22 protein-coding genes are annotated in these 20,571 nt (G+C 72.9%); 14 read left to right on the plus strand and 8 right to left on the minus strand.

Annotated elements, in window-relative coordinates:
* Positions 1–459: a VOC family protein gene (locus FCN18_RS07740; RefSeq protein ID WP_137094132.1), complete on the minus strand. Its 459-nt coding sequence runs from the start codon at positions 457–459 to the stop codon at positions 1–3.
* A 35-nt stretch (positions 460–494) separates the two neighbouring features.
* On the minus strand, positions 495–902 hold the full coding sequence (locus FCN18_RS07745; protein ID WP_228713741.1) for a helix-turn-helix domain-containing protein: 408 nt from the start codon (positions 900–902) through the stop codon (positions 495–497).
* 56 nt (positions 903–958) lie between these two features.
* Here FCN18_RS07745 and FCN18_RS07750 point away from each other — a divergent pair, with 56 nt between their 5' ends.
* On the plus strand, positions 959–1,750 hold the full coding sequence (locus FCN18_RS07750) for an LLM class flavin-dependent oxidoreductase (RefSeq protein WP_113642164.1): 792 nt from the start codon (positions 959–961) through the stop codon (positions 1,748–1,750).
* A gap of 9 nt (positions 1,751–1,759) precedes the next feature.
* Positions 1,760–2,281, plus strand: a complete 522-nt coding sequence (locus tag FCN18_RS07755; RefSeq protein WP_112269353.1) for a GNAT family N-acetyltransferase — start codon at positions 1,760–1,762, stop codon at positions 2,279–2,281.
* On the opposite strand, the gene FCN18_RS07760 is transcribed toward FCN18_RS07755, so the two are convergent.
* Positions 2,244–2,429, minus strand: a complete 186-nt coding sequence (locus FCN18_RS07760) for a hypothetical protein (RefSeq protein ID WP_112269355.1) — start codon at positions 2,427–2,429, stop codon at positions 2,244–2,246. The genes FCN18_RS07755 and FCN18_RS07760 overlap by 38 nt on opposite strands.
* 461 nt (positions 2,430–2,890) lie before the next feature.
* On the opposite strand from FCN18_RS07760, the gene FCN18_RS39705 reads away from it, so the two are divergent.
* The 5 genes from FCN18_RS39705 (at position 2,891) to FCN18_RS07785 (ending at position 9,848) form a co-directional block, all read left to right on the plus strand.
* Positions 2,891–5,602 (plus strand): alpha-L-fucosidase, encoded by a 2,712-nt coding sequence (locus FCN18_RS39705; protein ID WP_158303070.1) that lies wholly within the window; start codon positions 2,891–2,893, stop codon positions 5,600–5,602.
* A 157-nt stretch (positions 5,603–5,759) separates the two neighbouring features.
* Positions 5,760–6,656 carry a universal stress protein gene (locus FCN18_RS07770; protein ID WP_137094135.1) on the plus strand — a complete coding sequence of 299 codons (897 nt, stop codon included), beginning with the start codon at positions 5,760–5,762 and terminating at the stop codon, positions 6,654–6,656.
* Positions 6,653–7,636, plus strand: coding sequence for an Acg family FMN-binding oxidoreductase (locus FCN18_RS07775; RefSeq protein ID WP_137094137.1), 984 nt, complete (start codon positions 6,653–6,655; stop codon positions 7,634–7,636). Before FCN18_RS07770 ends, FCN18_RS07775 begins: the two co-directional genes overlap by 4 nt.
* A 142-nt stretch (positions 7,637–7,778) precedes the next feature.
* Positions 7,779–8,276: an SgcJ/EcaC family oxidoreductase gene (locus FCN18_RS07780; protein ID WP_158303071.1), complete on the plus strand. Its 498-nt coding sequence runs from the start codon at positions 7,779–7,781 to the stop codon at positions 8,274–8,276.
* A gap of 372 nt (positions 8,277–8,648) precedes the next feature.
* On the plus strand, positions 8,649–9,848 hold the full coding sequence (locus FCN18_RS07785; RefSeq protein ID WP_137094141.1) for an NAD(P)/FAD-dependent oxidoreductase: 1,200 nt from the start codon (positions 8,649–8,651) through the stop codon (positions 9,846–9,848).
* Between the two features lie 334 nt (positions 9,849–10,182).
* Here the strand turns inward: FCN18_RS07785 and FCN18_RS07790 are convergent, their stop codons facing one another.
* Both FCN18_RS07790 and FCN18_RS07795 read right to left on the minus strand, forming a co-directional pair.
* Positions 10,183–10,836 (minus strand): response regulator transcription factor, encoded by a 654-nt coding sequence (locus FCN18_RS07790; RefSeq protein WP_137094143.1) that lies wholly within the window; start codon positions 10,834–10,836, stop codon positions 10,183–10,185.
* Positions 10,833–11,972, minus strand: coding sequence for a sensor histidine kinase (locus FCN18_RS07795; protein ID WP_112269363.1), 1,140 nt, complete (start codon positions 11,970–11,972; stop codon positions 10,833–10,835). The genes FCN18_RS07790 and FCN18_RS07795 overlap by 4 nt, the downstream gene beginning before the upstream one ends.
* Positions 11,973–12,103: 131 nt before the next feature.
* Between FCN18_RS07795 and FCN18_RS07800 the strand changes: the two genes are divergently transcribed.
* Together FCN18_RS07800 and FCN18_RS07805 are read left to right on the plus strand one after the other, a co-directional pair.
* On the plus strand, positions 12,104–12,703 hold the full coding sequence (locus tag FCN18_RS07800) for a class I SAM-dependent methyltransferase (protein WP_112269365.1): 600 nt from the start codon (positions 12,104–12,106) through the stop codon (positions 12,701–12,703).
* Positions 12,700–13,239 carry a YceI family protein gene (locus FCN18_RS07805; protein ID WP_113642158.1) on the plus strand — a complete coding sequence of 180 codons (540 nt, stop codon included), beginning with the start codon at positions 12,700–12,702 and terminating at the stop codon, positions 13,237–13,239. Before FCN18_RS07800 ends, FCN18_RS07805 begins: the two co-directional genes overlap by 4 nt.
* Here the strand turns inward: FCN18_RS07805 and FCN18_RS07810 are convergent.
* A complete protein-coding gene (locus tag FCN18_RS07810; RefSeq protein WP_137094145.1) occupies positions 13,228–14,226 on the minus strand; it encodes an AraC-like ligand-binding domain-containing protein in 999 nt (332 codons plus the stop codon). The genes FCN18_RS07805 and FCN18_RS07810 overlap by 12 nt on opposite strands.
* A 156-nt stretch (positions 14,227–14,382) precedes the next feature.
* Here FCN18_RS07810 and FCN18_RS07815 point away from each other — a divergent pair, with 156 nt between their 5' ends.
* From FCN18_RS07815 to FCN18_RS07830, 4 genes are all read left to right on the plus strand, one after another.
* On the plus strand, positions 14,383–15,336 hold the full coding sequence (locus tag FCN18_RS07815) for a VOC family protein (protein WP_137094147.1): 954 nt from the start codon (positions 14,383–14,385) through the stop codon (positions 15,334–15,336).
* 15 nt (positions 15,337–15,351) lie between these two features.
* Complete coding sequence (locus FCN18_RS07820; RefSeq protein WP_228713743.1) at positions 15,352–16,335, plus strand: alpha/beta fold hydrolase; 984 nt, start codon at positions 15,352–15,354, stop codon at positions 16,333–16,335.
* A 26-nt stretch (positions 16,336–16,361) separates the two neighbouring features.
* A complete protein-coding gene (locus FCN18_RS07825; protein WP_112269373.1) occupies positions 16,362–17,537 on the plus strand; it encodes an acyl-CoA dehydrogenase family protein in 1,176 nt (391 codons plus the stop codon).
* Between the two features lie 93 nt (positions 17,538–17,630).
* Positions 17,631–18,008, plus strand: coding sequence for a sporulation protein (locus FCN18_RS07830; RefSeq protein WP_137094149.1), 378 nt, complete (start codon positions 17,631–17,633; stop codon positions 18,006–18,008).
* Positions 18,009–18,200: 192 nt separating this feature from the next.
* Here FCN18_RS07830 and FCN18_RS07835 read toward each other — a convergent pair whose 3' ends face one another.
* Entirely contained in the window at positions 18,201–18,845 is a 645-nt protein-coding gene (locus FCN18_RS07835) for a CoA transferase subunit B (RefSeq protein WP_113642155.1), read from the minus strand.
* Between the two features lie 10 nt (positions 18,846–18,855).
* Positions 18,856–19,590, minus strand: a complete 735-nt coding sequence (locus tag FCN18_RS07840) for a CoA transferase subunit A (protein WP_112269379.1) — start codon at positions 19,588–19,590, stop codon at positions 18,856–18,858.
* 132 nt (positions 19,591–19,722) lie between these two features.
* Here FCN18_RS07840 and FCN18_RS07845 point away from each other — a divergent pair, with 132 nt between their 5' ends.
* A complete protein-coding gene (locus FCN18_RS07845) occupies positions 19,723–20,505 on the plus strand; it encodes an IclR family transcriptional regulator (protein WP_137094151.1) in 783 nt (260 codons plus the stop codon).
* Positions 20,506–20,571 lie beyond the last annotated feature (66 nt).

A 20,571-nucleotide genomic window follows, 5' to 3' on the forward strand; every position in this document is an offset into this window, starting at 1 on the left:
CTACTCGCCCTGCCAGCGGGCGATGTCGGCGTCGGTGATCTTGACCGGGCCCTCGGCGAGCTGCGTGATGCGGATGTGGTTGCCGAAGGGGTCGCGCAGCGCGCAGTCGATGCCGTAGGGCTGTTTCGTGGGCTCCTCGGTGAACTCGACACCGCGGGCGCGGAGGGTCTGGTAGGTCTGCTGGCAGTCGTCGGTGTTGAGGATCGCGGCCGTGCCCAGCGCGCCCTTGGTGACCAGGTCGCGGACCTGGGCGGCGACCTCCTCGCTCAGCGCGGGCGGCCCCGGCACCTCCAGCAGCAGCTGGCGATCGGGGTCGGACGGCAGCGCGACGGTCAGCCAGCGCATGAAGCCGAGGTCGACGTCCGACGACACCTCGAAGCCGAGCTTGCCGACGTAGAAGTCGAGCGCCTCCTGCTGGTCGAGCACGGGCACGGAGTGAATGCTGATACGCGTGAACATGACCCGAACCGTATGCGGTGGAGGCGCCCGGCGGCTTATCCGAAACGACTCGGTCTGGTCCACGCCTTCACGAAGCACACCGGAACGGCGAGCGGCCGCGCGCTCGCCCGGTACTCGCTGGGGGACGTGCCGGTGATGGCGCGGAACGTCCGGCTGAACGTTCCGAGGCTCTCGAAGCCCACCTTCGCGGCCACGTCGGTGACCGTCGCCGAGTGCGCCCGCAGCAGGGCCATCGCGCGTTCGATCCGCCTGCGTCGCAGGTACTGGTGCGGCGTCTCGCCGAAGGTGCCGCGGAAGGAGCGCGTGAAGTGCGACGGCGACATCAGCGCGATCCGCGCCAGCGCCGGAACGTCGAGCGGGCGGGCGTAGTCGCGGTCGATCGCGTCCTTGGCCCGCAGCAGGCGCAGGTTCTGGTCCTCGAGCGGGCTCAGGGAAGGTGCCACCCGGCCATCGTAGAAGGCCGGGAACACGGCTCGGGCTTCCGCGGTTGCGATCAAGCATGAAGATCGGTGTGTTCCTGCCGAGCCAGGCTCCCGGGGAGATCCGCGCGAGCGCACGGTTCGCCGAGGAGGCGGGGCTCGACTCGCTGTGGGCGACCGACCACCTCGTCGCGAGCGGCCCGATTCTCGACAGCACGGTGGCACTCGCCACCGCCGCCGCCGTGACCGAGCGGATCACGATCGGCTACGGCGTGCTGCTGCTGGCCCTGCGGCGGGTCGCCGTGGCGGCCAAGCAGATCAGCGCCCTGCAACTCGTGTCGGCCGGCCGGCTCGCGGTCGGCGTCGGCACCGGCAACCCAGCGCACGGCGACGCCGGGTGGCGGGCCGCGGGCACGTCGTTCTCCGGAAGGGGCCGTCGCACCGACGAAGCGCTGCGTGTGCTGCCCGCACTGGTCACCGGGCGGCGGGCCGTGCTCGACGACGGCCTCGAGGTGGCGCTGGCGCCCGGCTCGGCGATGCCGCCGGTGCTCGTGGGCGGCAACGGCGAGCGGGCATGGCTCCGCGCCGCCCAGTTCGGTGACGGCTGGATCTCCATCGGCTCCTCTCCCGAGGACGTCGCGGCCGGGCTCCAGGCGCTCGGTGACCTCGCCGCCGGGCACGGCAGGCCCGTGCCGCGCGCGACGGTGGTCGCCCCGGCGCTCGACGGCTCGCCCGCGAAGGCCGCCGAACGGCTGGCCGCCTACGCCGAGGCCGGCGCCGAGCGCGTGATCCTGGCGCCGGGTGGCGAGGGCTGGCGGCCCGGCTACGACTTCGCCGCCGAGGTGCGCGCCGCACTCGGATCCCGTGCCTAGACTGGGCGGATGCCTGCCGAGAACGTCGTGACGCTGCGCCCCGCTACGCCGGAGGACACGGCTGCCGTGGCGCGGATCTGGTACCTCGGCTGGCAGGACGGCCACCTCGGCAACGTCCCCGCCGAGCTGCTCGCCATCCGCACCGAGGAGTCGTTCACGGCCCGCGCGGCGCAGCGCATCGCCGACACCACCGTCGCCACGGTAGGCGGCGCGGTCGCCGGTTTCGTGATGGTGGTGGAGGACGAGGTCGAGCAGGTGTACGTCTCCAGGGAGCACCGGGGCAGCGCCGTCGCGGCGGCGTTGCTCGCCGAGGCCGAACGGCTGGTCGCCGAGGGCGGGCACGAGTGCGCGTGGCTCGCGGTGGTCGGCGGCAACACCAGGGCGCGCCGGTTCTACGAGCGCGGCGGCTGGCGCGACGAGGGACCGTTCGACTACGCCGCCGCGAGCGAGGCGGGGCCCATCCCGGTGCCCGCGCACCGCTATGTCAAGGACGTCACGCCGTCCGGCCGTAGTACTCAGCCAGTGCCGTGAACGCGGCCTCGGGCTCCCACGGCACGTCCCGGTCGGCGCCGGTGAGCACCTTCACCACCCCGTAGCTCGCCCGGTCGAGGTCGGCGCGCGGGTCGTCGCGGTGCGGCAGGTGGTAGGAGGCGAACGGGCACACGAACGCGCTGTCCACGCGCTTCCCGGCCGCCGCCCATGGCGAGCTTGCCGGACCCGACCGTCCACATCGACCAGTTCGAGCGGTGCCTGCGGATGTCGGCCGTACCGGAGCGCGAGCGTCGCCCACCGGTCACAGAGCCTCCGCCGCGGCTCGGTCACCCGTGACGCGGCGGGCGGCGTCACCAGCCATCGGGCGGTGCTGACCAGGAGGGCGCCGACGGGCCGGAGGCGACGGCGAGCCTCGGCGGCGAGGGGCTGCTCCGCAGGTCGCCGGCGGGGGAGCGACCGGGCCCGGTCGCCATGCTGCCCGGCCCCCGGCTCGGGCGAGGAGCCCGCGGTCACATGGCCGTCCACATGGCAGCCGATTCATTGGATGAATCGACGCGCCCGATTGTCCGGTTTCGGCCAAGTTCTTGCGTTGATCCGGTCTGGGTGAGTCCTTAGTCTCGCTAGAGATCCGATCTCTGGGAGGCTCGTATGAGGACCAGCAGGGCGGCGCTCGCGGGAATTCTGGCCACGGTCATGGTCGCCGTTGCCCCGGGGCCGGTGGGGCCGGTGGCTCGAGCCCAGCCGGCCGAACCGGAGCCCGCGCCGCACGAGGCGCCGGGGTGGTTCAACGACGCCAAGCTCGGCTTTTTCGTTCACTGGGGCCCGTACTCCGTGCCCGCCTATGCGCCCAAGACCGGCGGCGCTCGCGACGGCTCCTTCCGCTACGCCGAGTGGTACTGGTACGAGATGAACCACCCCGGCAGCGCGACGTACGAGCACCACGCCGCGAAGTACGGCACGGACTTCCCGTACGACCGGTTCATCGAGCAGTGGAAGCCGGACCGCTTCGACCCCGAGGAATGGCTGGACCTCTTCGTGGACGGCGGCGCGAAGTACTTCGTCCTCACCTCCAAACACCACGACGGTGTCGCCCTGTGGGACTCGGAGACCACCGGTCGCGACACCGTGGAGCTCGGCCCGCGCCGCGACCTCGTCTCCGAACTGTTCACCGCCGCGGAGAAGTACCCGCTCAAGAAGGGGCTCTACTACTCCCTCGCCGAGTGGTACCACCCGAAGGGCGGCTGGGTGCCGCCGCGCGGCCACAGCCTCGAGGAGGGGCCGGCGAACCCGTACACGGGCGAGCCCGTGCCCTACACCGGCTACACCCCGGTGGACGACGACGTCATGGACCACCAGTACCCGCAGATGATGGAGCTGGTGGAGAAGTTCGACCCCGACATCATGTGGTGCGACATCGGCATCCACGTGCCGAACAACAGCGAGGCGTTCGTCGATCATTACTTCGACCAGGCGGCGAACCGGCCCCAGCCGAAGGACGTCACGGTCAACGACCGCTGCGGCAACGAGCACGCCGACTTCACCACTCCCGAGTACGAGACCCAGGCCGACATCGAACCGGCCAAGTGGGAGGCGACCCGGGGTATCGGCCACTCCTTCGGCTACAACGCCGAGGAGGCGCCCGAGGACTACCTCAGCTCCGAGGACCTGGTGGAGAGCTTCGTCGACATCGTCAGCAAGAACGGCAACCTGCTGCTCAACATCGGCCCGAAGGCCGACGGCTCCATCCCGGAGATCCAGGCCGAGCGTGTCCGCGAGCTGGGCGCGTGGCTGAAGATCAACGGCGAGGCCATCTACGGCAGCACGTACTGGGCGCACGCGGAGGACGAGCACAGCAACGTGCCGGTGCGCTACACCGAGCGGGACGGCAACCTCTACGTCACCGCGTTCGCGTGGCCGGGCGAGGAGCTCACGCTCTCCGGCGATCTGCCACTGGCGGCGTCGAGCCAGGTCACGCTCCTCGGCTCCGACGGCGAGAGCCTGGCGTGGCAGCGGGCGGACGGCCGCGTGCGGATCACGATGCCGGAGCGGGGCGAGTCGGCGACCAAGAGCCGCTACGCCTACACGTTCAAGATCGCCACGCCCGGCCTTGAGGCGCCGCTGCACACCGGGCTGGACCTGCCCGGCCAGCCCGAGCCCGGCGAGCCGATCCCGGCGACGGTGACCATCACCAACCCCGGCAGGCACGTCGCGCCGCCGACCCGCGTGCGGCTCACCGCGCCCGACGGCTGGAGCGTCGAGCCCGCCCGTGCGCACCAGCCGCCGCTGCGGCCGGGGGAGACGAGGACGATGACGTTCACCGTGACCCCGCCGGAGGACGCGCCGCCCGCGCACTACCGGCTCACCGCGGACGTCACGGCGGGACACGTGACCTACCAGCCCGCCGACTCGATCCTGCTGAGCGACCTGGTACGCGTGGTCAAGCCCGAGAAGCTGACCGCGCTGACCATCGCGGGCGCCGGCGTGCGGCCCTACGTCGACCGCAACTGGGCGCTCACCGAGCTGCCGGACGAGCTGACCGGCGCCGTGCTCGTGCCCGGAGCCAACGACGACAAGCGGATCCAGCCGGGACCGATGTCCGTTGTGGACGGACGGGCGCGCGTGGCGGGCGGCGACGTCACCCTGGCCAAGACGGGCCAGGAGTGGACCGACTACGACGTGGAGCTGACGGTGCGGCCCACCACGCGCGGCGCGGGCTGGGTGTTCCGTGCGCCCGACCGGCGCAACGGGTACATGTGGCAGCTGTACCCCGGCACCGGGCTGACCCCTCACCTCCTGCGGGACGGCACGTTCACTCGTCTCGCCGGAACCATCCCGCTCGACGTCGTCGCCGGACGCGACTACCGGGTCAGGATGGAGCTGCGCGGGTCGCTCATCCGCACGTTCGTCGACGGGCAGCTGGTGGACGAGCGGGAGGACGGCACGTTCGCGGCCGGTACCGTGGGCTTCCGGGAGGCGGCCAACGAGACGGCCGAGTTCGACGACGTGCGCGTGACCGATCCCGGCGGGCAGGTGCTCCTGGCCGACGACTTCTCGGCAGGCACGGGGCAGTGGGACAACGACGCCTTCGCCGACTACCTCGTCCTGGACCTGCGCCGCGACGCGACCGTGTACGTGGCCTTCGACGAGCGGGGCGCCCCGGAGCGTGCCGACTGGTGGCCGGACTGGCTGGCCGAGCTGGGCTTCGAGCGCACCGGCCTCACCGTCGGCACCGACGACCCGGGCGGCTCCCGTCTCGTGGTGCACCGGGCCGAGCTGCCCGCGGGCCGGATCGCACTCGGTCCCAACGGGGCGACCTCGGGCAGCTCGTCGAGCTACGTCACCTTCGTGACCGAGCCCTGACGGGCCCCGACCGCGAGTCGTGCGTTCAGGCGCGCCCGAACGCACGACTCGCGGGCGGGCCCGAGGTCACTCGAAGCAGGGGCTTTCGGCCCACGCGTGCGGCCCCTCGCTCCGGTCACGATGAGGGCACAGTCCCTTCACGGAAGGCCGGGAGCACATGAGCACGATCGTCGCGGGCGTCGACGGGTCCACTTCAGCTCTGCACGCGGTGGCCTGGGCCGCCACCGAGGCGGCACCACGCCGCGAGAAGCTACGGCTCGTGAGCGCGTACGCGGTACCCGAGCACGGCTACCCGGCGTTCCTGACCTCGGTGGGCGAGTTACGGGAGGGCCTGCGCGCCCAGGGCGAGGACCGCCTGCGGGAGGCGAGGGAGGCCGCCGAGAAGGCCGCGCCCGGGATCGACGTGGAGACCGTGCTCGTCGAGGCGGACCCGACCGTGACCCTGCTCGGCGAGTCCAGGACCGCCCGCGTCGTGGTCCTCGGCTCACGAGGGCTCGGCGGCTTCAGCGGCCTGCTCGTCGGCTCGACGGCCGTGGCCCTGGCCGCGCACGGGAGCTGCCCGGTCGTGGTGGTGCGCGGCCGCGGCGCCGAGGGCGTGGCGCCGGCCGAGGGACCGGTCGTCGTGGGGCTCGACGGCTCCCCGGCGAGCGTCGCCGCGATCGAGTTCGCCTTCGCCGAGGCCTCGGCGCGCGGCCTGCCGCTGGTGGCGGTGCGCACCTGGAACGACGCGATGCTCGAGGCCACACTGCGCATGTACCCGCTCTCGGTGAACCCGGACGACATCGACGCCGAGGAGCGCGCGCTGCTGGAGGCGCAGGTCGACGCCGTGCGTGAGGACTACCCGGAGGTTCCCGTGGAGGCGGTGGTGGCGCGCGGTCGCGCGGCGCGCACGCTGCTGGAGCACAGCGAGCGCGCGCAGCTGGTCGTCGTCGGCAGCAGGGGCAGAGGGGGATTCCGGGGGCTGCTGCTCGGTTCCACGAGCCGGGCACTGGTGACGCACGCGTCGTGCCCCGTCGCGGTGGTGCGCCCGCCTGCCACCGGGGAGAACCGATGAGCACGACCGTCCCGGCGAGCCCCACCACACCCGGCGTCGAGGCGGCACTCGCGGCGGCCGTCCGGGCACCCTCGCCGCACAACACCCAGCCCTGGCGGTTCCGGGTCCACGCCGGACGGATCGATGTCTGGCTCGACCCCGGCCGCGTCCTGCCCGTGTGCGATCCCGACGCCAGAGAGGCCGTGCTCGCGTGCGGCGCGGCGATCCTCAACATGCGGCTCAGCATCGCCGACGCCGGGCGGACTCCGCTCGTGGAGCTGTTGCCCGACCGGGAACAGCCGCTGCTGCTCGCCACCATCCGGCCCGGCCGGGTGCGCAGGCCGGGACCCGAGGACACCCGGCTCGCCGCGGCGATCCCGCGCCGCCACACCAACCGCAGGCCATTCCTCGACCGCCGGGTGCCACTGCACCTGCGGCACGCGCTGCGCCGGGCCGCCGTCGCGGAGGGCGCCCGGCTCGTGCTATTGGACCAGCCGGGGCAGCTGGAGGCATTCGCGGCGCTGTTGCGGCGTTCCGACCACCTGCAGTCCGAGGACCCGGCGTTCCGCGCCGAGCTCGCCGCGTGGACGCGCGATGGCGCCGCCGTGGACGGCGTGCCGAGGACGGCGGGCGGGCCGAGGGCGCTGGACGGCGGCGTGCTGGCGTTGCGCGACTACGGCGAGCGTGACTCGGCGGTGGAGCGCCGGTTCGAGCGGGACCCGCTCGTCGCGGTGCTGCAGGCACCCGGCGACACCCGCCTGGCGCGGCTGCGCGCGGGGCAGGCGATGCAGCGGGTGCTGCTGACGGCGACGGCCCACGGCCTGAGCGCCTCGTTCCTGGCTCAGCCGGTCGAGGTGCCCGCGGGACGCGCCGTGCTCAAGGCGATGCTCGGTGAGCACGAGCACCCGCAGGCGGTGCTGCGCCTTGGCTACGGTTTTCCCGGCGCCGCCACACCCCGCAGGCCCGTGCACGCGGTCGTCGAGGCACTACCTCAGCGGTAGGAGCCTCGGCGCAGGACGCAACCGGGGGCTGAGGACGCGTTCGCCTTCGCGCTTCTAGGTTTCTCCCGTGCCGGTGAGGTGCACCGGCCGGATCGGATGGGAGAAACCCTTGGGACGCAAGGCAATGACGAGAGGTGTGGCCGTGGCCGCTGTCACGGCCGCGATCGTCGGCGGCTCGGCACTGCTCGCCGGAGCGGAGCCGGGCACCACGACGCCGGCTTCCGGCGGGGAGCGGGAGCGTGCGCTGGCCGCGTTCGACCGCATCCGTGACCAGCAGGCGGATGCGTGGTACCGCGAGGACAGCGCCGCGTTCGCGGCGACCTTCACCGCCGACGGCGACGTGGTGACCTTCAACGGCGACCACCTGCGCACCCGAGACGGCATCGAGGAGGGCATGCGGTTCTACTTCGAGCACTACATCGACCACACGCGACTGCGCACTGTGGACGAGCACGTCCGGTTCGCCGGGCCGGATCTCGCGATCATCGTGCGCACCGGCTGCCAGCTCGAGCCGAAGGGCACCGAGTGCCGTGAGGACTCGTTGTCCCGCAACACGAACGTCATGGTGAAACGCCAAGGCCGTTGGCTGCAGCAGTCCTTCCAGAACACCCGGGTGATGGAGCTTCCGGATCCGAACTGAGGCTGCCGCGACGCGGCCGGCCCTGGCCCTTCCAAAACGGATGCCTGGAGCAGGGCGCGTGAGGAGGGAGGCACGATGACGTATCACGGCCATCTCACCGGGGAGCGGCGACGTGAGTCCCGCCGTGAGCGAGCCGATCTGCTTCGCCCACTCCCGAGGGGCCGCTGAAGCTCAGTGACGTCGTCACGGTGGAGGCGCACAAGCCCGAGAACCGGCGGCGGTCCGCGGCGCCCGCCGCCGTCGCCGGTCAGCGCCTCGGACGGCGGGTAGCCTGCGCACGACCTCGTGGCGGTGTGTCCTACGTCGCGTACCCGGTGCGGCGCTTCGTGACAGGATCGACCGTTGTCGAGCGACGCGAGGAGAGGCCCAGTGGTGAGTCAGCCCGAGCACGTCGTGGTGATCGGAGCCGGGCTCGGTGGTGTGCGCACGGCCGAGCAGCTGCGAGGCGCCGGGTACGACGGCGAGATCAGCCTGGTCGGCGCGGAACCGCACGCGCCCTATGACCGCCCGCCGCTGTCGAAGCAGGTGCTCACGGGTGCCTGGCCCGCCGAGAAGGTCGTGCTGCGCGACGAGGACGCGCTCGCGGAACTCAGGGTGCGGACCCGTTTCGGAGTCGCCGCGGTGGGCGTGCACGACGGCGCGGTGGAACTGGCCGACGGCACGCTGCTGAACGCCGACGCGGTTGTGATCGCCACCGGGGCGCGGGCACGAAAGCTGCCTGGTCAGCCCGACGGCGTGCACACGCTGCGGACCCTCGACGACTCGCTCGCCCTGCAGGCGGCACTCAAGGACGCGCGGTCGCTGCTCGTCGTCGGCGCGGGCTTCATCGGCGCCGAGGTGGCCAGCGGTGCCCGCGACCAGGGCCTGCACGTCACCGTGCTGGAGGCGCTGCCGGTGCCGTGCGAGCGTGCCCTCGGCCCGGAGGTCGGCGTGCTGTGCGGCAGGCTGCTCACCGAGGCCGGGGTCGACCTGCGGCTCGGTGCCCGGCTGGAACGCTTCGTGGACGCCCGCACCGTGGAGCTGGCGGGCGGGGAACGCCTGACGGCCGACGTCGTGCTGGTCGGCGTCGGCGCGGCGCCGATGCTCGACTGGCTGGGCGGCACCGCGGCGGGGCGGGAACTGGACGTCAGCGCCGGCCTGGCCTGCGACGAGCGCGGCCGGGTGGTCGGCGCGCCGGGAGTGTGGGCGGTCGGCGACGTCGCCGCGTGGGCGGACCCCGCTCGCGGCGCGCGGTCGCGCTGCGAGCACTGGACCAACGCCGTCGACCAGGCCGCCGTCGTGGCGAGGGACATCGCAGGCGCCCCGCCGCCGCCGGCGAGCGTGCCGTACGTGTGGTCGGACCAGTTCGGCATGAAGATCCAGGTCATCGGCAGGCCCGAGCTCGCCGACAACGTCGTGGCCCTGCAGGGCGACGGACTCGCGGGCGGGGACGTGCGCGGCACCGTGGCCGGCTACTTCTCGGGCGACCGGCTCGTCGGCGTCGCCGGGTTCGGCGCGGCTCGCCACGTCGCCCGCTACCGGGCGCTCGTGGCCAAGGGCGCCGAGCGGTCCGAGGTGCTGACCCCGGCCTGACCACGCGGGCGGGTCACGAGCGCCCGGGCCCGCCGGCGAGGGGATCCGCGGCGAGCCGTCGGACTGAGGCGTCACCACCACGGTCGCCGTCCGCTCCCGCGGCTGTGCGGGCACGGGCTCGCCCCGATCGACGTGGTCGCGCGCCCTGCGCCCGTAGGCGATGAGCCCGATGAGCGCCGAACTCGCGAGCCGGAGCGAGCCAGTGCGGGCGGGAAACGGCGCGGGAAAGGTCGCCGGTGAACCCCGGCGCCTCCGGCGTTGCGCCGATTCCGCATCGCGCCGTGGCCGGCGGCCGCGTGGGGCGAATCCGGGCGGCGGGCTCGCGCGGAGCCGCTCAGCAGAGCCCGGCGTCGTGCACGAGCAGCGCCACCTGGGTGCGGTTGCCGAGCCCGAGCTTGGTGAGGATGCGGGTGATGTGCGCCTTGACCGTCGCGACGCTGACGAACAGCTCCCCGGCGATCTCGGCGTTGGACTTGCCCTTGCCGAGTGCCACGGCGACCTCGTGCTCGCGGGTGCTGAGCGCGGCGAGTGCCGTGCGGGCGCGGTCGTAGGCCGTGGCGTCGGTGGCGGCGCGGTCCATCAGCCTGCGCGTGATGCCGGGGGAGAGGATCGGGTCACCGGAGGCCACCGTGCGCACGGCTTCGGCGATCTCGGCCGGCGGCGAGTCCTTGAGCAGGAACCCGCTCGCCCCGGCCCGCAGGGCGCGCAGCACGTTCTCGTCGGTGTCGAACGTGGTCAGCACGATCACCTCCGGCGGGTTCCGCCTGGCGCGTACCCGGCGGGTCGCGGCGATCCCGTTCACCCTCGGCATCCGCACGTCCATGAGCACCACGTCGGTGACGCGCGTGTCGAGCGCCGCGGGCACCCGGTCGCCGTCGTCGGCCTCGCCGACCACGGCGATTCCGTCGGCGCCGTCGAGCATCATCGTCAGTCCCGCGCGCACCAGCGCGTCGTCGTCGACGATGAGCACCCTGACCGGTTCCGTCATGCCGGCCACGGTAGCCAGGCGTGCAGCCGGAACTCGCGGGCCGTCGCCCGGTGGTCGAGCCTGCCCCCGGCCAGCCGCACACGTTCGGTGAGCCCGACCAGCCCGGTCCCGGCGCCGGGGACGGAGGACACCGCGGCCCGGTCGGCGAGCGGGTTGGACACCGTGATCACCAGCCGCGTGCCCGGCGTGCCGTCGAGCGCGATGCTCACCGGCTGGCCGGGCGCGTGCTTGCGCGCGTTGGTCAGTGCCTCCTGCAGCACGCGGTACGCGGTACGCCCGGTGGTGCCGGGCAGCGCGGCGGTATCGGTGAGCCCGTCGCGCACGTCGACCACCGTGCCGGCGGAGCGGGACTCCGCGACCAGCTCCGGCAGGTCCGCCAGCGCCGGCATGGGACGGTCGGTGCCCTCGCTCACGGGGTCGTCGCGCAACAGCGCGATCACGTCCCGCAGCTCGTCCAGCGCCTGGTGCACCGTCCTGCGGATCACGCCCGCCGCCTCGGACACGCGTTCGGCCGGCATTCCGGGCCGGTACTCCAGCGCACCCGCGTAGGTGGCCAGCAGCGAAAGGCGGTGGGCGAGCACGTCGTGCATCTCCCTCGCGATACGGGTGCGTTCGGCCGCCCGCGCCTCGGCGACCCGCCTGCCCTGCTCGGCCTCCGCGCGCTCGGCGCGTTCCCGCAGCGACGCGATGAGCGCCCTGCGGGCCTCGGCCAGCGCCCCCCAGCCGAGCAGGGCGGTGTGCGCGACCACCACCAGCGCCAGCCACCACCAGAAGGACAGCCCTCCCAGCGGTCGCCACAGCCAGCGCAGCAGGTGCGCGGCAACGCTCACCGCGGCGACCCCCACCGCCACGGGGAACGGCCGGGTGCGCGCGGTGTGCAGCACGCCCACGCTCGCCGCCGGGGTGCCGGCGGGCGAGCTCAGCGCGAGCGCCGTGATCACCAGCGTCGTGGCCGCGGGCCTGCGCAGCAGCACCGGCACCAGGCAGCAGCCGGCCACCACGACCGCGAGGTCGATCGCGAGCGGCCAGCCGCGTGTGCCCGCCGCGAACTCCCCCCACGTGGTCGCGGCCGCGCCCGCCCCGACCACCACGACGGGCAGCGCGGTGCGGGTCGCGCAGAACAGCTCACCAGGCACGAGGCTGAGCCTACGGTCGGCCCGGCGGTCGGCACACCGACCAAAGTCGAAACCGCACCCGGCCTCCGGAGAGCGCCCGCGCTCCCGGTGGCCGATGCACGCGACGGCCCCGTGCGGCGACGCTGGGCACCATGACCACGAGCTTCCAGCCCGCCTCGCTGCTGGCCGCACTGCTCGCCCCGCTGCGCGGCACGGTGCTCGAACTGGGCCCCGGCACCGGAGTGAACCTGCCCCACTACGCGCCCGGCGTCACCTGGATCGGCGTGGAGCCCGACCCGCGGAGCCGGGGGCGGCTCGGCAGGGCGATCGCCCGGCTCGGCGGCACCGGCGAGGTACTGGACGGCCGGGCCGAGCGGCTCGACCTGCCCGGCCACAGCGTCGACGCCGTCGTGGCGACGTTCGTGCTCTGCTCCGTGGACGACGTCACGGCGGCACTCACGGAGATCCGCCGGGTGCTGCGCCCTGGCGGACGGTATGTTCTCGCCGAGCACGTCGCCGCTCCCCAGGGCACCTGGGTGCGGCGGGGACAGGACGGCTTGGCGCGGGCCAGCCGCTGGTTCGGCGGGAAATGCCGGCCGAACCGGTGCGCCGGGTCCGCCATCGCGCGGGCCGGTTTCGAGCTCGCCGACGTCCACCGGTTCGTCGTGCCAGGTCCGCTGGGGGCCGGCATTCCGCACCTCGCCGGCGCCGCCGTGCGCCCGGCCGACACAGGGAAAGGACCCACCTCATGAGCGACCCGGCCGCGACCACGGACACCGTCGAGATCCCCGCCGAGGGCGGCTACCGCATCGACCCGGAGAACTCCACGATCACCTTCGTCACCCGCCACCTGTTCGGGCTGGCGCCCGTGCGCGGGAGCTTCGCGCTGGGCGACGGGCACATCGAGGTGGCGGAGCCGGTCACCGAGTCGTCGGCGAGGGCGGCCATCCCGGCAGCGAGCGTCGACACCCGAAACGCCGCCAGGGACACCACGGTCCGTTCCGCGCAGTACCTCAACGCCGAGAACCATCCGCGGATCGGGTTCGTCTCGACCGGCCTGGACCACGGCGACGGCGGCTGGATCCTGCACGGCGAGCTGACGGTGCGGGGCACGACCCGCCCGCTCGACGTGCGGGTGGAGCGGCTGCGGGCCGAGGGCGGCAGGATCCGCCTGCGGGCGAGCGCCGAGGTCGACCGCTACGCGTTCGGCATCACCGCCATGAAGGGCATGACCGGGCGGCGCCTGACGCTGACGCTCGACGTCACGGCCGTTCGTTCACCCGAGTGAGTCCTGCCGGAACTCCGCGGGCGTGCGGCCGGTCTCCCGCTTGAACACCTGCCCGAAGTGCGACGCGCTCGTGAACCCCCACCGGGCCGCGAGCGCGGCTACCGGCACCTCCCGCAGCAGCGGGTCGGCGAGATCGCGCATGCAGCGCTCCACCCGGCGCGCCCTGATCCACGACGCGACCGTGAAGCCCGTGCGGGCGAACAGGTTGTGCAAGCTCCTCGGGGACACGTAGTGCGCGGCGGCGATACCGGCCGGCCCGAGCTCCGGATCGGAGAGGTGCTCGTCCACGTAGGCGCGCACGCGTTCCAGCAACGCCTCCCTCGGGTCGGCGGGCCCCGCTGCGCGCTCGCCCCGCTCGGCCCGCAGCATGACCGCGACGAGGTCCAGCACGGAGCGCACCGCGTGCGGCCCGTTCGGGCCGAGCGTCTCCACGTTGCGGTTGAGGCTCAGCAGCATGTCCCACACCGCCGAGGGCAGGCCCGGTGCGCAGTCGAACGCGGTGGCCGTGATGCCGGCGAGCGGATCGTCGTGCCTGCCGCCGAGGTAGCGCCGGGGAAACCGGATGCACGTCGAACGGTAGTCGTCGCTGGAGATCAGCGTGGCGGGCTTGGCGGAGTCGTAGATCGCGAACAGGCCCGGCTTCAGCACGGCGACCCGGTCGTCCTGTGCCAGGCGAAGCTCGCCGGAGAGCTGCAGGGTGAGCACGCAGTACGGTGGCTCGCCCTCCGAGATCGTCGTGGCGTCGCGGTGGGCGGCGTGCCTGCCGCATTCCATGTCGACGAAGTTCACGTCCGCGAGCGGGCGGTTGCTGACGACACCGGTGAACGCGCCGGGGCGTTCGCAGTCGAAGCGGAACCGCAGCACGCTGCGCTCAACGGCGTGGGTCCAGGTGCCGAACTCGACCCTCGGACCCCTCGGCCGGGGAACGAGGTCCGCGGTCAGCACCGGGTGCGCTGCCTGGTCTGCCTGGTCTGCGCGTGACGTCATCGTCGTCTCCAGGGGCTCGGCGGGCCCTCGGTCCAACGCCGGAGGCTACCAGGAGTGCGCGGATTCGACACTGCCGTGCGCCTGCGGCTCATGACGCGGAGGCGGCGGTCTCCTAGCGTCGGGCACACCGCTCGATCCCTCACCGTGGAGGTCGTCATGGCGTTCGTCGAAGGTTCACACCACGTGACGCTGTCGGTCGGTGGCGCACAGGAGGACGTGGACTTCCACGTCAAGGTGCTCGGCATGCGGCTCATCAAGCGCACCGTGCTCTTCGACGGGTCCCTGCCGATCTACCACCTCTACTACTCGAACGCGGCCGGCGACCCGTCCAGCGTCGTGACGACGTTTCCGTGGGCACAGGCCGGGTTCTACGGCACACGCGGCACCAACCAGGCGCGCGAGGTGCTGCTGTCCGTGCCCAACGGCTCGCTCGACTACTGGCACCGGCGGCTCACCGAGCACGGCATCGAGGTGGAGAACATCGAGCCCTTCGGCGACCGGCGGCTCGTTTTCCGGCATCCCTGCGGAATCGAGTACGTGTTCGTCGGCAACACCGGCGACGAACGGGTCGGCCATCCGGGCTACGGCGTCCCGCCGGAGCACGCGATCCACGGCATCCACGGCGTCGGCGTCCACGTCGCGACGCCGGACCGGATGGTGGAGTTCGCCGAGGAGTCCTTCTTCGCGCGGGAGGGTCTGGTCGAGGAAGGCGACCGGGTGAGCCTGCGGATCGGCGAGCGGAAGCACGGCAATCACCTGGAGCTGACGGTCAACCGGACCGACGAGCAGGGGACGTGGGGCTACGGCGCCGGTACCTATCACCACTTCGCCTGGAACGTCGCGAATCTGGAGAACCAGGACGCGGTGAAGTTCGAGATCGAGGGCCGGGGCTACACCGACATCTCCGAGCTGAAGGACCGCAAGTACTTCAAGAGCGTCTACGTCCGCACGCCGGGTGGTGCGTTGTTCGAGCTGGCCGTCACCCACCCCGAGGGCGGCTGGACGTGTGACGAGTCGCCGAGGGAGCTGGGCACACGGTTCCAGCTTCCCGAGCGGTTCGAGCACCGCAGGGACGAGATCTTCCGTAGGCTCGAACCGATCTCGATCTAGCCTGGGAGGCCGGGAATGGTCGCACCACACGTGCGGGGCGGGTACGAGATCACGGTGCGCCGGGGCCAGTTCTGGATTCCGGGCGAGCGGGTGGAGACGCTGGGTGGCACAGTCGCGCGGGCCCCGATGTTCGTGCAGTGGGAGGCGCCGCCAGAGGTGACCCGCCCGCGTCCGCTCGTGCTCGTCCACGGCGGTGGCGGCCAGGGCACCGACTGGACGGGTACCCCGGACGGGCGCCCGGGTTGGGCGACCCGGTTCGTGGAGGCCGGTTTCGCCGTGTACGTGGTCGACCGGTGCGGTCACGGCCGCTCGCCGTACCACCCGGACGTCGTCGGACCGATGGGCGCGCCGTTCCCCTACGAGGCGGCACGGGCGCTTTTCCTGCCGGACGAGACGCGCGGCGAGCAGGTGCAGTGGACCTACGACCGTGAGCTCGGCTCGGCGGACCTCGACCAGCTGGTGAGCCCGATGGGTCCGCTGCCGGCCGACCTCGCCGAGTCGCAGCGCATGGACGCGGACCGTCTCGCTCGGCTGCTGGACCTCACCGGCGAGGCCGTGCTGGTAACCCATTCGGCCGGTGGCCCCGTCGGCTGGCTGGCCGCCGACGCCCGGCCAGGGCACGTGACCGCGATCGTCGCGGTGGAGCCGATCGGCCCGGCCTTCGCGGAGTTCCCCGGGCTCGGCTCGCTCGACTGGGGACTCACGGCGGCACCGATCCGCTACGACCCACCGGTGGCGAGCCCCGGAGAGGCCCGCGCGGCGCAGGAACTGCGCATGCCCGCGCTCGCGGGCAAACCGGTGGCCGTGGTCAGTGGCGGCGCGTCGGCGTTCGCCGCCTTCGCGCCGAAGGTGGCCGAGTTCCTCGCCGCCGCGGGCGCGCGGGCCGAGCACCTCCACCTGCCCGCGCACGGCATCAAGGGCAACGGCCACGGGCTGATCTTCGAGGCGAACTCCGACGAGACGGTGCGACCGGTCATCGACTGGATCGACTCACATTGAGCCGGCACTGAGGCGAAGGAAGGCGAATGGGCTCCCAACTGCACGTCAGCGACTCCTACGACGAGATGATGCGCCGCCTGGACGACATCGCGCCGGTGCTGCGCGCGGGCGCCGAGAAGGGCGAGGAACTGGGCCGCCTGACCGACGAGGTCGCCGAGGCACTGCGCGGCAGCGGCGCGCTGAAGGTCGGCATCCCGGCCGAGCTCGGCGGCTACGAGTTCTCGCCGCGGCAGGTGATCGACACGATCGCGCGGATCACGGAGGCGGACGCTTCGGCGGGCTGGTCGTTCATGGCGCTGCAGATGGTCACCGGTACCACGGCCGCCTACCTCGGCGACGAGGCCGCGGCCGACCTGTTCCCCGACGTCGCGGGCGACCGCTACGCGCTCGTCGCCGGGCAGGGCACGCGGCTCGGTAAGGCCGTGCCGGTCGAAGGCGGCTACCGCGTCAGCGGGCACTGGAGCTTCGCGTCGGGCATTTCGATGGCCACCCACATCCACACGGCCGCGCTGTGTGAGCGCACCGGCACGCCGCTCGTGTTCACGCTGCCCAAGGAGCAGGCCACGCTGGTGGACAACTGGGACGTGCTGGGGCTGCGCGCGACCAACAGCATCGACTACGTCTGCGAGGACGTGTTCGTGCCGGAGACGCACGTCTACGAGGTCACCACGATGGCCGCGCGCCACGGTGGCGCGATCTACCGGATGGGACTGGCCAACATGTCCGGGGTCTGCCACACCGGGTGGGCGCTCGGCGTCGGCCGGCGGATGCTCGACGAGCTGAAAGCGTTGGTGGACAAGAAGACCGGCACTCCGGGCGCGTCCGTCGACACGGGACAGTTCCACGCCGAGTACGCGCAGGCGGAGGCGAAGCTGCGGGCCGCGCGGGCGTGGGCGATGGAGGTGTGGGAGGGCAACGAGGCCACCCTGGGCGCCGGTGACCTGCTCGACACGGAGCAGGAGACGCTGACCCGGCTGATGCTCAACAACACGACGTGGTCGGTGCACGCGGTGGGGCAGACGGTACACAAGTGGGCGGCGACGGCCGCGCTGCGCCGGGGCGACCTGCAGCGCTACTTCCGCGACCTGCACGCCGGTACCCAGCACGTCACCTCCGGCCCGGTGGTGCTGCAGAACTGCGGCAGATGGCTGGCCGGCCTGGCTCCGAACGCGAAGTGGGCCTTCCTCGACCTCACCGAGTGAGGACCAACGACCCTTCGCCGGCCGGCCTCTCGGCGTCCATGCTGGATGCCGGGGACCACCGCCGGTCCGCGCGGACGCTGGAGGGGAGAACCGATGAAGGTCGAGGAGTTGCTGACGAGGGCCCGCGACACCATCACCGTCGGCCGCGTCTACGGCGAGCCGATCGAGCGCGCGGGCGTCACCGTGATCCCGGCCGCCGCCGTGCTGGGCGGCGGCGGGGCCGGGCAGGGCGTCGACGAGAAGGGTGGGCAGGGCGAGGGTGGCGGGTTCGGCGCCGCCGCCCGTCCGGTGGGCGCGTACCGGATCCGGGACCGTGCGGTGACGTGGGTGCCCGCGGTCGACGTCAACCGGCTGCTGATCGTTCTCGGGGTCGTGGTGACCGTCTTCCTGCTCGTCCGAGTGAGGATCGCCAGGGCCCGCGCGAAGGCCAGGACCCGTCCGGAGGTGGCCGGCGAACCGGCGACTGAGTGATCCGATCGGGCAAGGGCCACCGCCTTCGCGCCGTTCACCGGGCCGGCCGGTGCGCACGGCCGTGAACACGACCCGACAGGCCGCGCTCGGGAACCGGAGTGGACTCGTCGGCCGCCGGGCCCGTGCCTGACCTGCTCGAAAAGAGGATCCACCCCGAGTGGCGGCGGGGTGGGTCCTCATTTGTGCCCGGGCTCAGCCGACCGCGGCGGGCAGCTCCAGCGGGGCACCGGTCTTCGCGCGGACCTCGTCCTCGCCGACGCCGGGTGCGAGATCCACCAGCCGCAGGCCGTCCGGCGTCACGTCGATCACGGCGAGGTCGGTGATGATCCGGTTCACCACGCCCGCACCGGTCAGCGGCAGCGTGCAGTCGCCGACGATCTTCGGGCTGCCGTCCTTGGCGACGTGGTCGGTGAGCACCACGATCCGGCGGGCGCCGACCACGAGGTCCATCGCCCCGCCCATGCCCTTCACCAGCGCGCCGGGGATGGTCCAGTTCGCCAGGTCGCCCTTCGCGGTCACCTGCAGCGCGCCGAGGATGGCGATGTCGATGTGCCCGCCGCGGATCATCCCGAACGACGTCGCCGAGTCGAAGTAGCTGGCGCCGGGGACCACGGTCACCGTCTGCTTGCCCGCGTTGATGACGTCGGCGTCCTCCTCGCCCTCGAAGGGGAACGGGCCGAGACCGAGGATGCCGTTCTCGCTCTGCAGGGTCACCTGCACGCCGTCGGGGATGTGGTTGGCGACCAGCGTCGGGATGCCGATCCCGAGGTTGACGTAGTCGCCGTCGTTGAGCTCGGCGGCCGCGATCGCCGCCATCTCGTCACGTGTCCAGGGCATGCGGCTACTCCTAGGCTCCGACGGTCTCGCGGGGGCGGACCGTGCGCTTCTCGATGTCCTTGACCCGCTCGCGCGCCCGCACGAGGTGGTTCACGTAGATGCCGGGCGTCGCGACGAGGCCCGGGTCGATGAACCCGGGGGACACATGCTCGGCCTCCGCGACCGTCACCCGGCCGCACGTGGCGACCAGCGGGTTGAAGTTGCGCGCGGTGGCCCGGTAGGTCAGGTTGCCCGCCTCGTCGGCGGTGTGGGCGTGCACCAGCGCCAGGTCGGCGACGATCGCGCGCTCCTGGACGTAGGTGTGCCCGTCGAACTCCGCGTGCGGCTTGCCCTCGGCGACGGGCGTGCCCACGCCGGACCGGGTGTAGAAGGCGGCGATCCCGGCGCCACCCGCCCGCATGCGCTCGGCGAGCGTGCCCTGTGGGGAGAACTCCACGTCCAGCACCTTGTCCAGGTACTGCTGGGCGAACAGCTTGTTCTCGCCGACGTACGAGGCGATCACCTTGGTCACCTGGCGGTTCTCCAGCAGCAGCCCGAGCCCCTTGCCGTCGACGCCCATGTTGTTGGACACGATCGTCAGCCCGGTGACCCCGGAGTCCCGCACCACCTCGATGAGGTCGTTCGGGATGCCGCACAGGCCGAACCCGCCGACGGCGATGGTCATCCCGTCGGTCAGCACTCCGGCCAAGGCGGCCTGCGCGTCCGCGCGGAGTTTCGACAACTCGCCCACCTCTCGGTCGTTCATTCTTCGAGCGCCCTGAGTCAACGTGCGCACCAGGGCCTTTCGCAAGGAACAGGCCCAAGCGACCCGGAAACCGATCACCCGGCGGCCGTGGGCGCGATCAGGCGTTCACTGAGTGAACGTATGCTCGGAGGCATGGACCCGACCCCCGCCGCCCACCTCGTCGGCAGGGTGGGCGCCGTGCTGCGCGCGCTGTCGACGGTCAACGAGTCCGGGGCCGGCACCGCGGAGCTCGCTCGGGCGGCCGGTCTGCCGAGGCCGACCGTGCACCGCCTGCTCGGCTCGCTCGCCGACGAGGGCTTCGTCGACCGCGACCAGCGCAGCGGCCGCTGGTTCCTCGGCCCCGAGCTGTACCTGCTCGGGGAGGCGGCAGGCAGGCGCTACGACGTCACCCAGCACGCGCGGGAGAGCGTGCACCGGCTCGCGGCGGCGACGGGGGAGAGCGCGTTCTTCTCCGCGCGCCGGGGCGGAGAGACCGTGTGCCTGCTGCGCGAGGACGGGGACTTCCCGATCCGGTCCTTCGTGCTGTACGAGGGCGCCCGCTTTCCGCTCGGGGTCGTGTCGGCGGGGCTGGTGGTGCTGTCGTTCCTCACCGACGCCGAGATCGACGCCTACCTGGAGAGCACGGATCTGGTGAACCGCTGGGGCGCCGCGCACGCGCCGGACGCGGTGCGCGAACGGATCGCCCGCACCCGCACCGATGGCTACGCCGTGAACCCCGGCCTCGTGGTCGAAGGCAGCTGGGGAATGGCGGCGGCCGTGTTCGACCGGGCGGGGCAACCGTCCTGGGCGCTGACGCTGACCGGCGTGGAGACGAGGTTCCGCCCCGAGCGCAGGTCCGAACTGGGCGCCCTGCTGCTGCGGGAGGCGCACGCGCTCAGCCGTGTCATCGGCAGCGGAGAGCCCGCCCGGCGCTGAAGGCCCGCGGGTGCTCCGGATGCGGTTCGCGTGGCGGTGCCGGTGGCGGAGCTGGTGGACGGCGCA

It is taken from the genome of Prauserella endophytica (assembly GCF_005146945.1).
In the GTDB taxonomy this organism is placed as follows: Bacteria; Actinomycetota; Actinomycetes; order Mycobacteriales; family Pseudonocardiaceae; genus Prauserella_A; species Prauserella_A endophytica.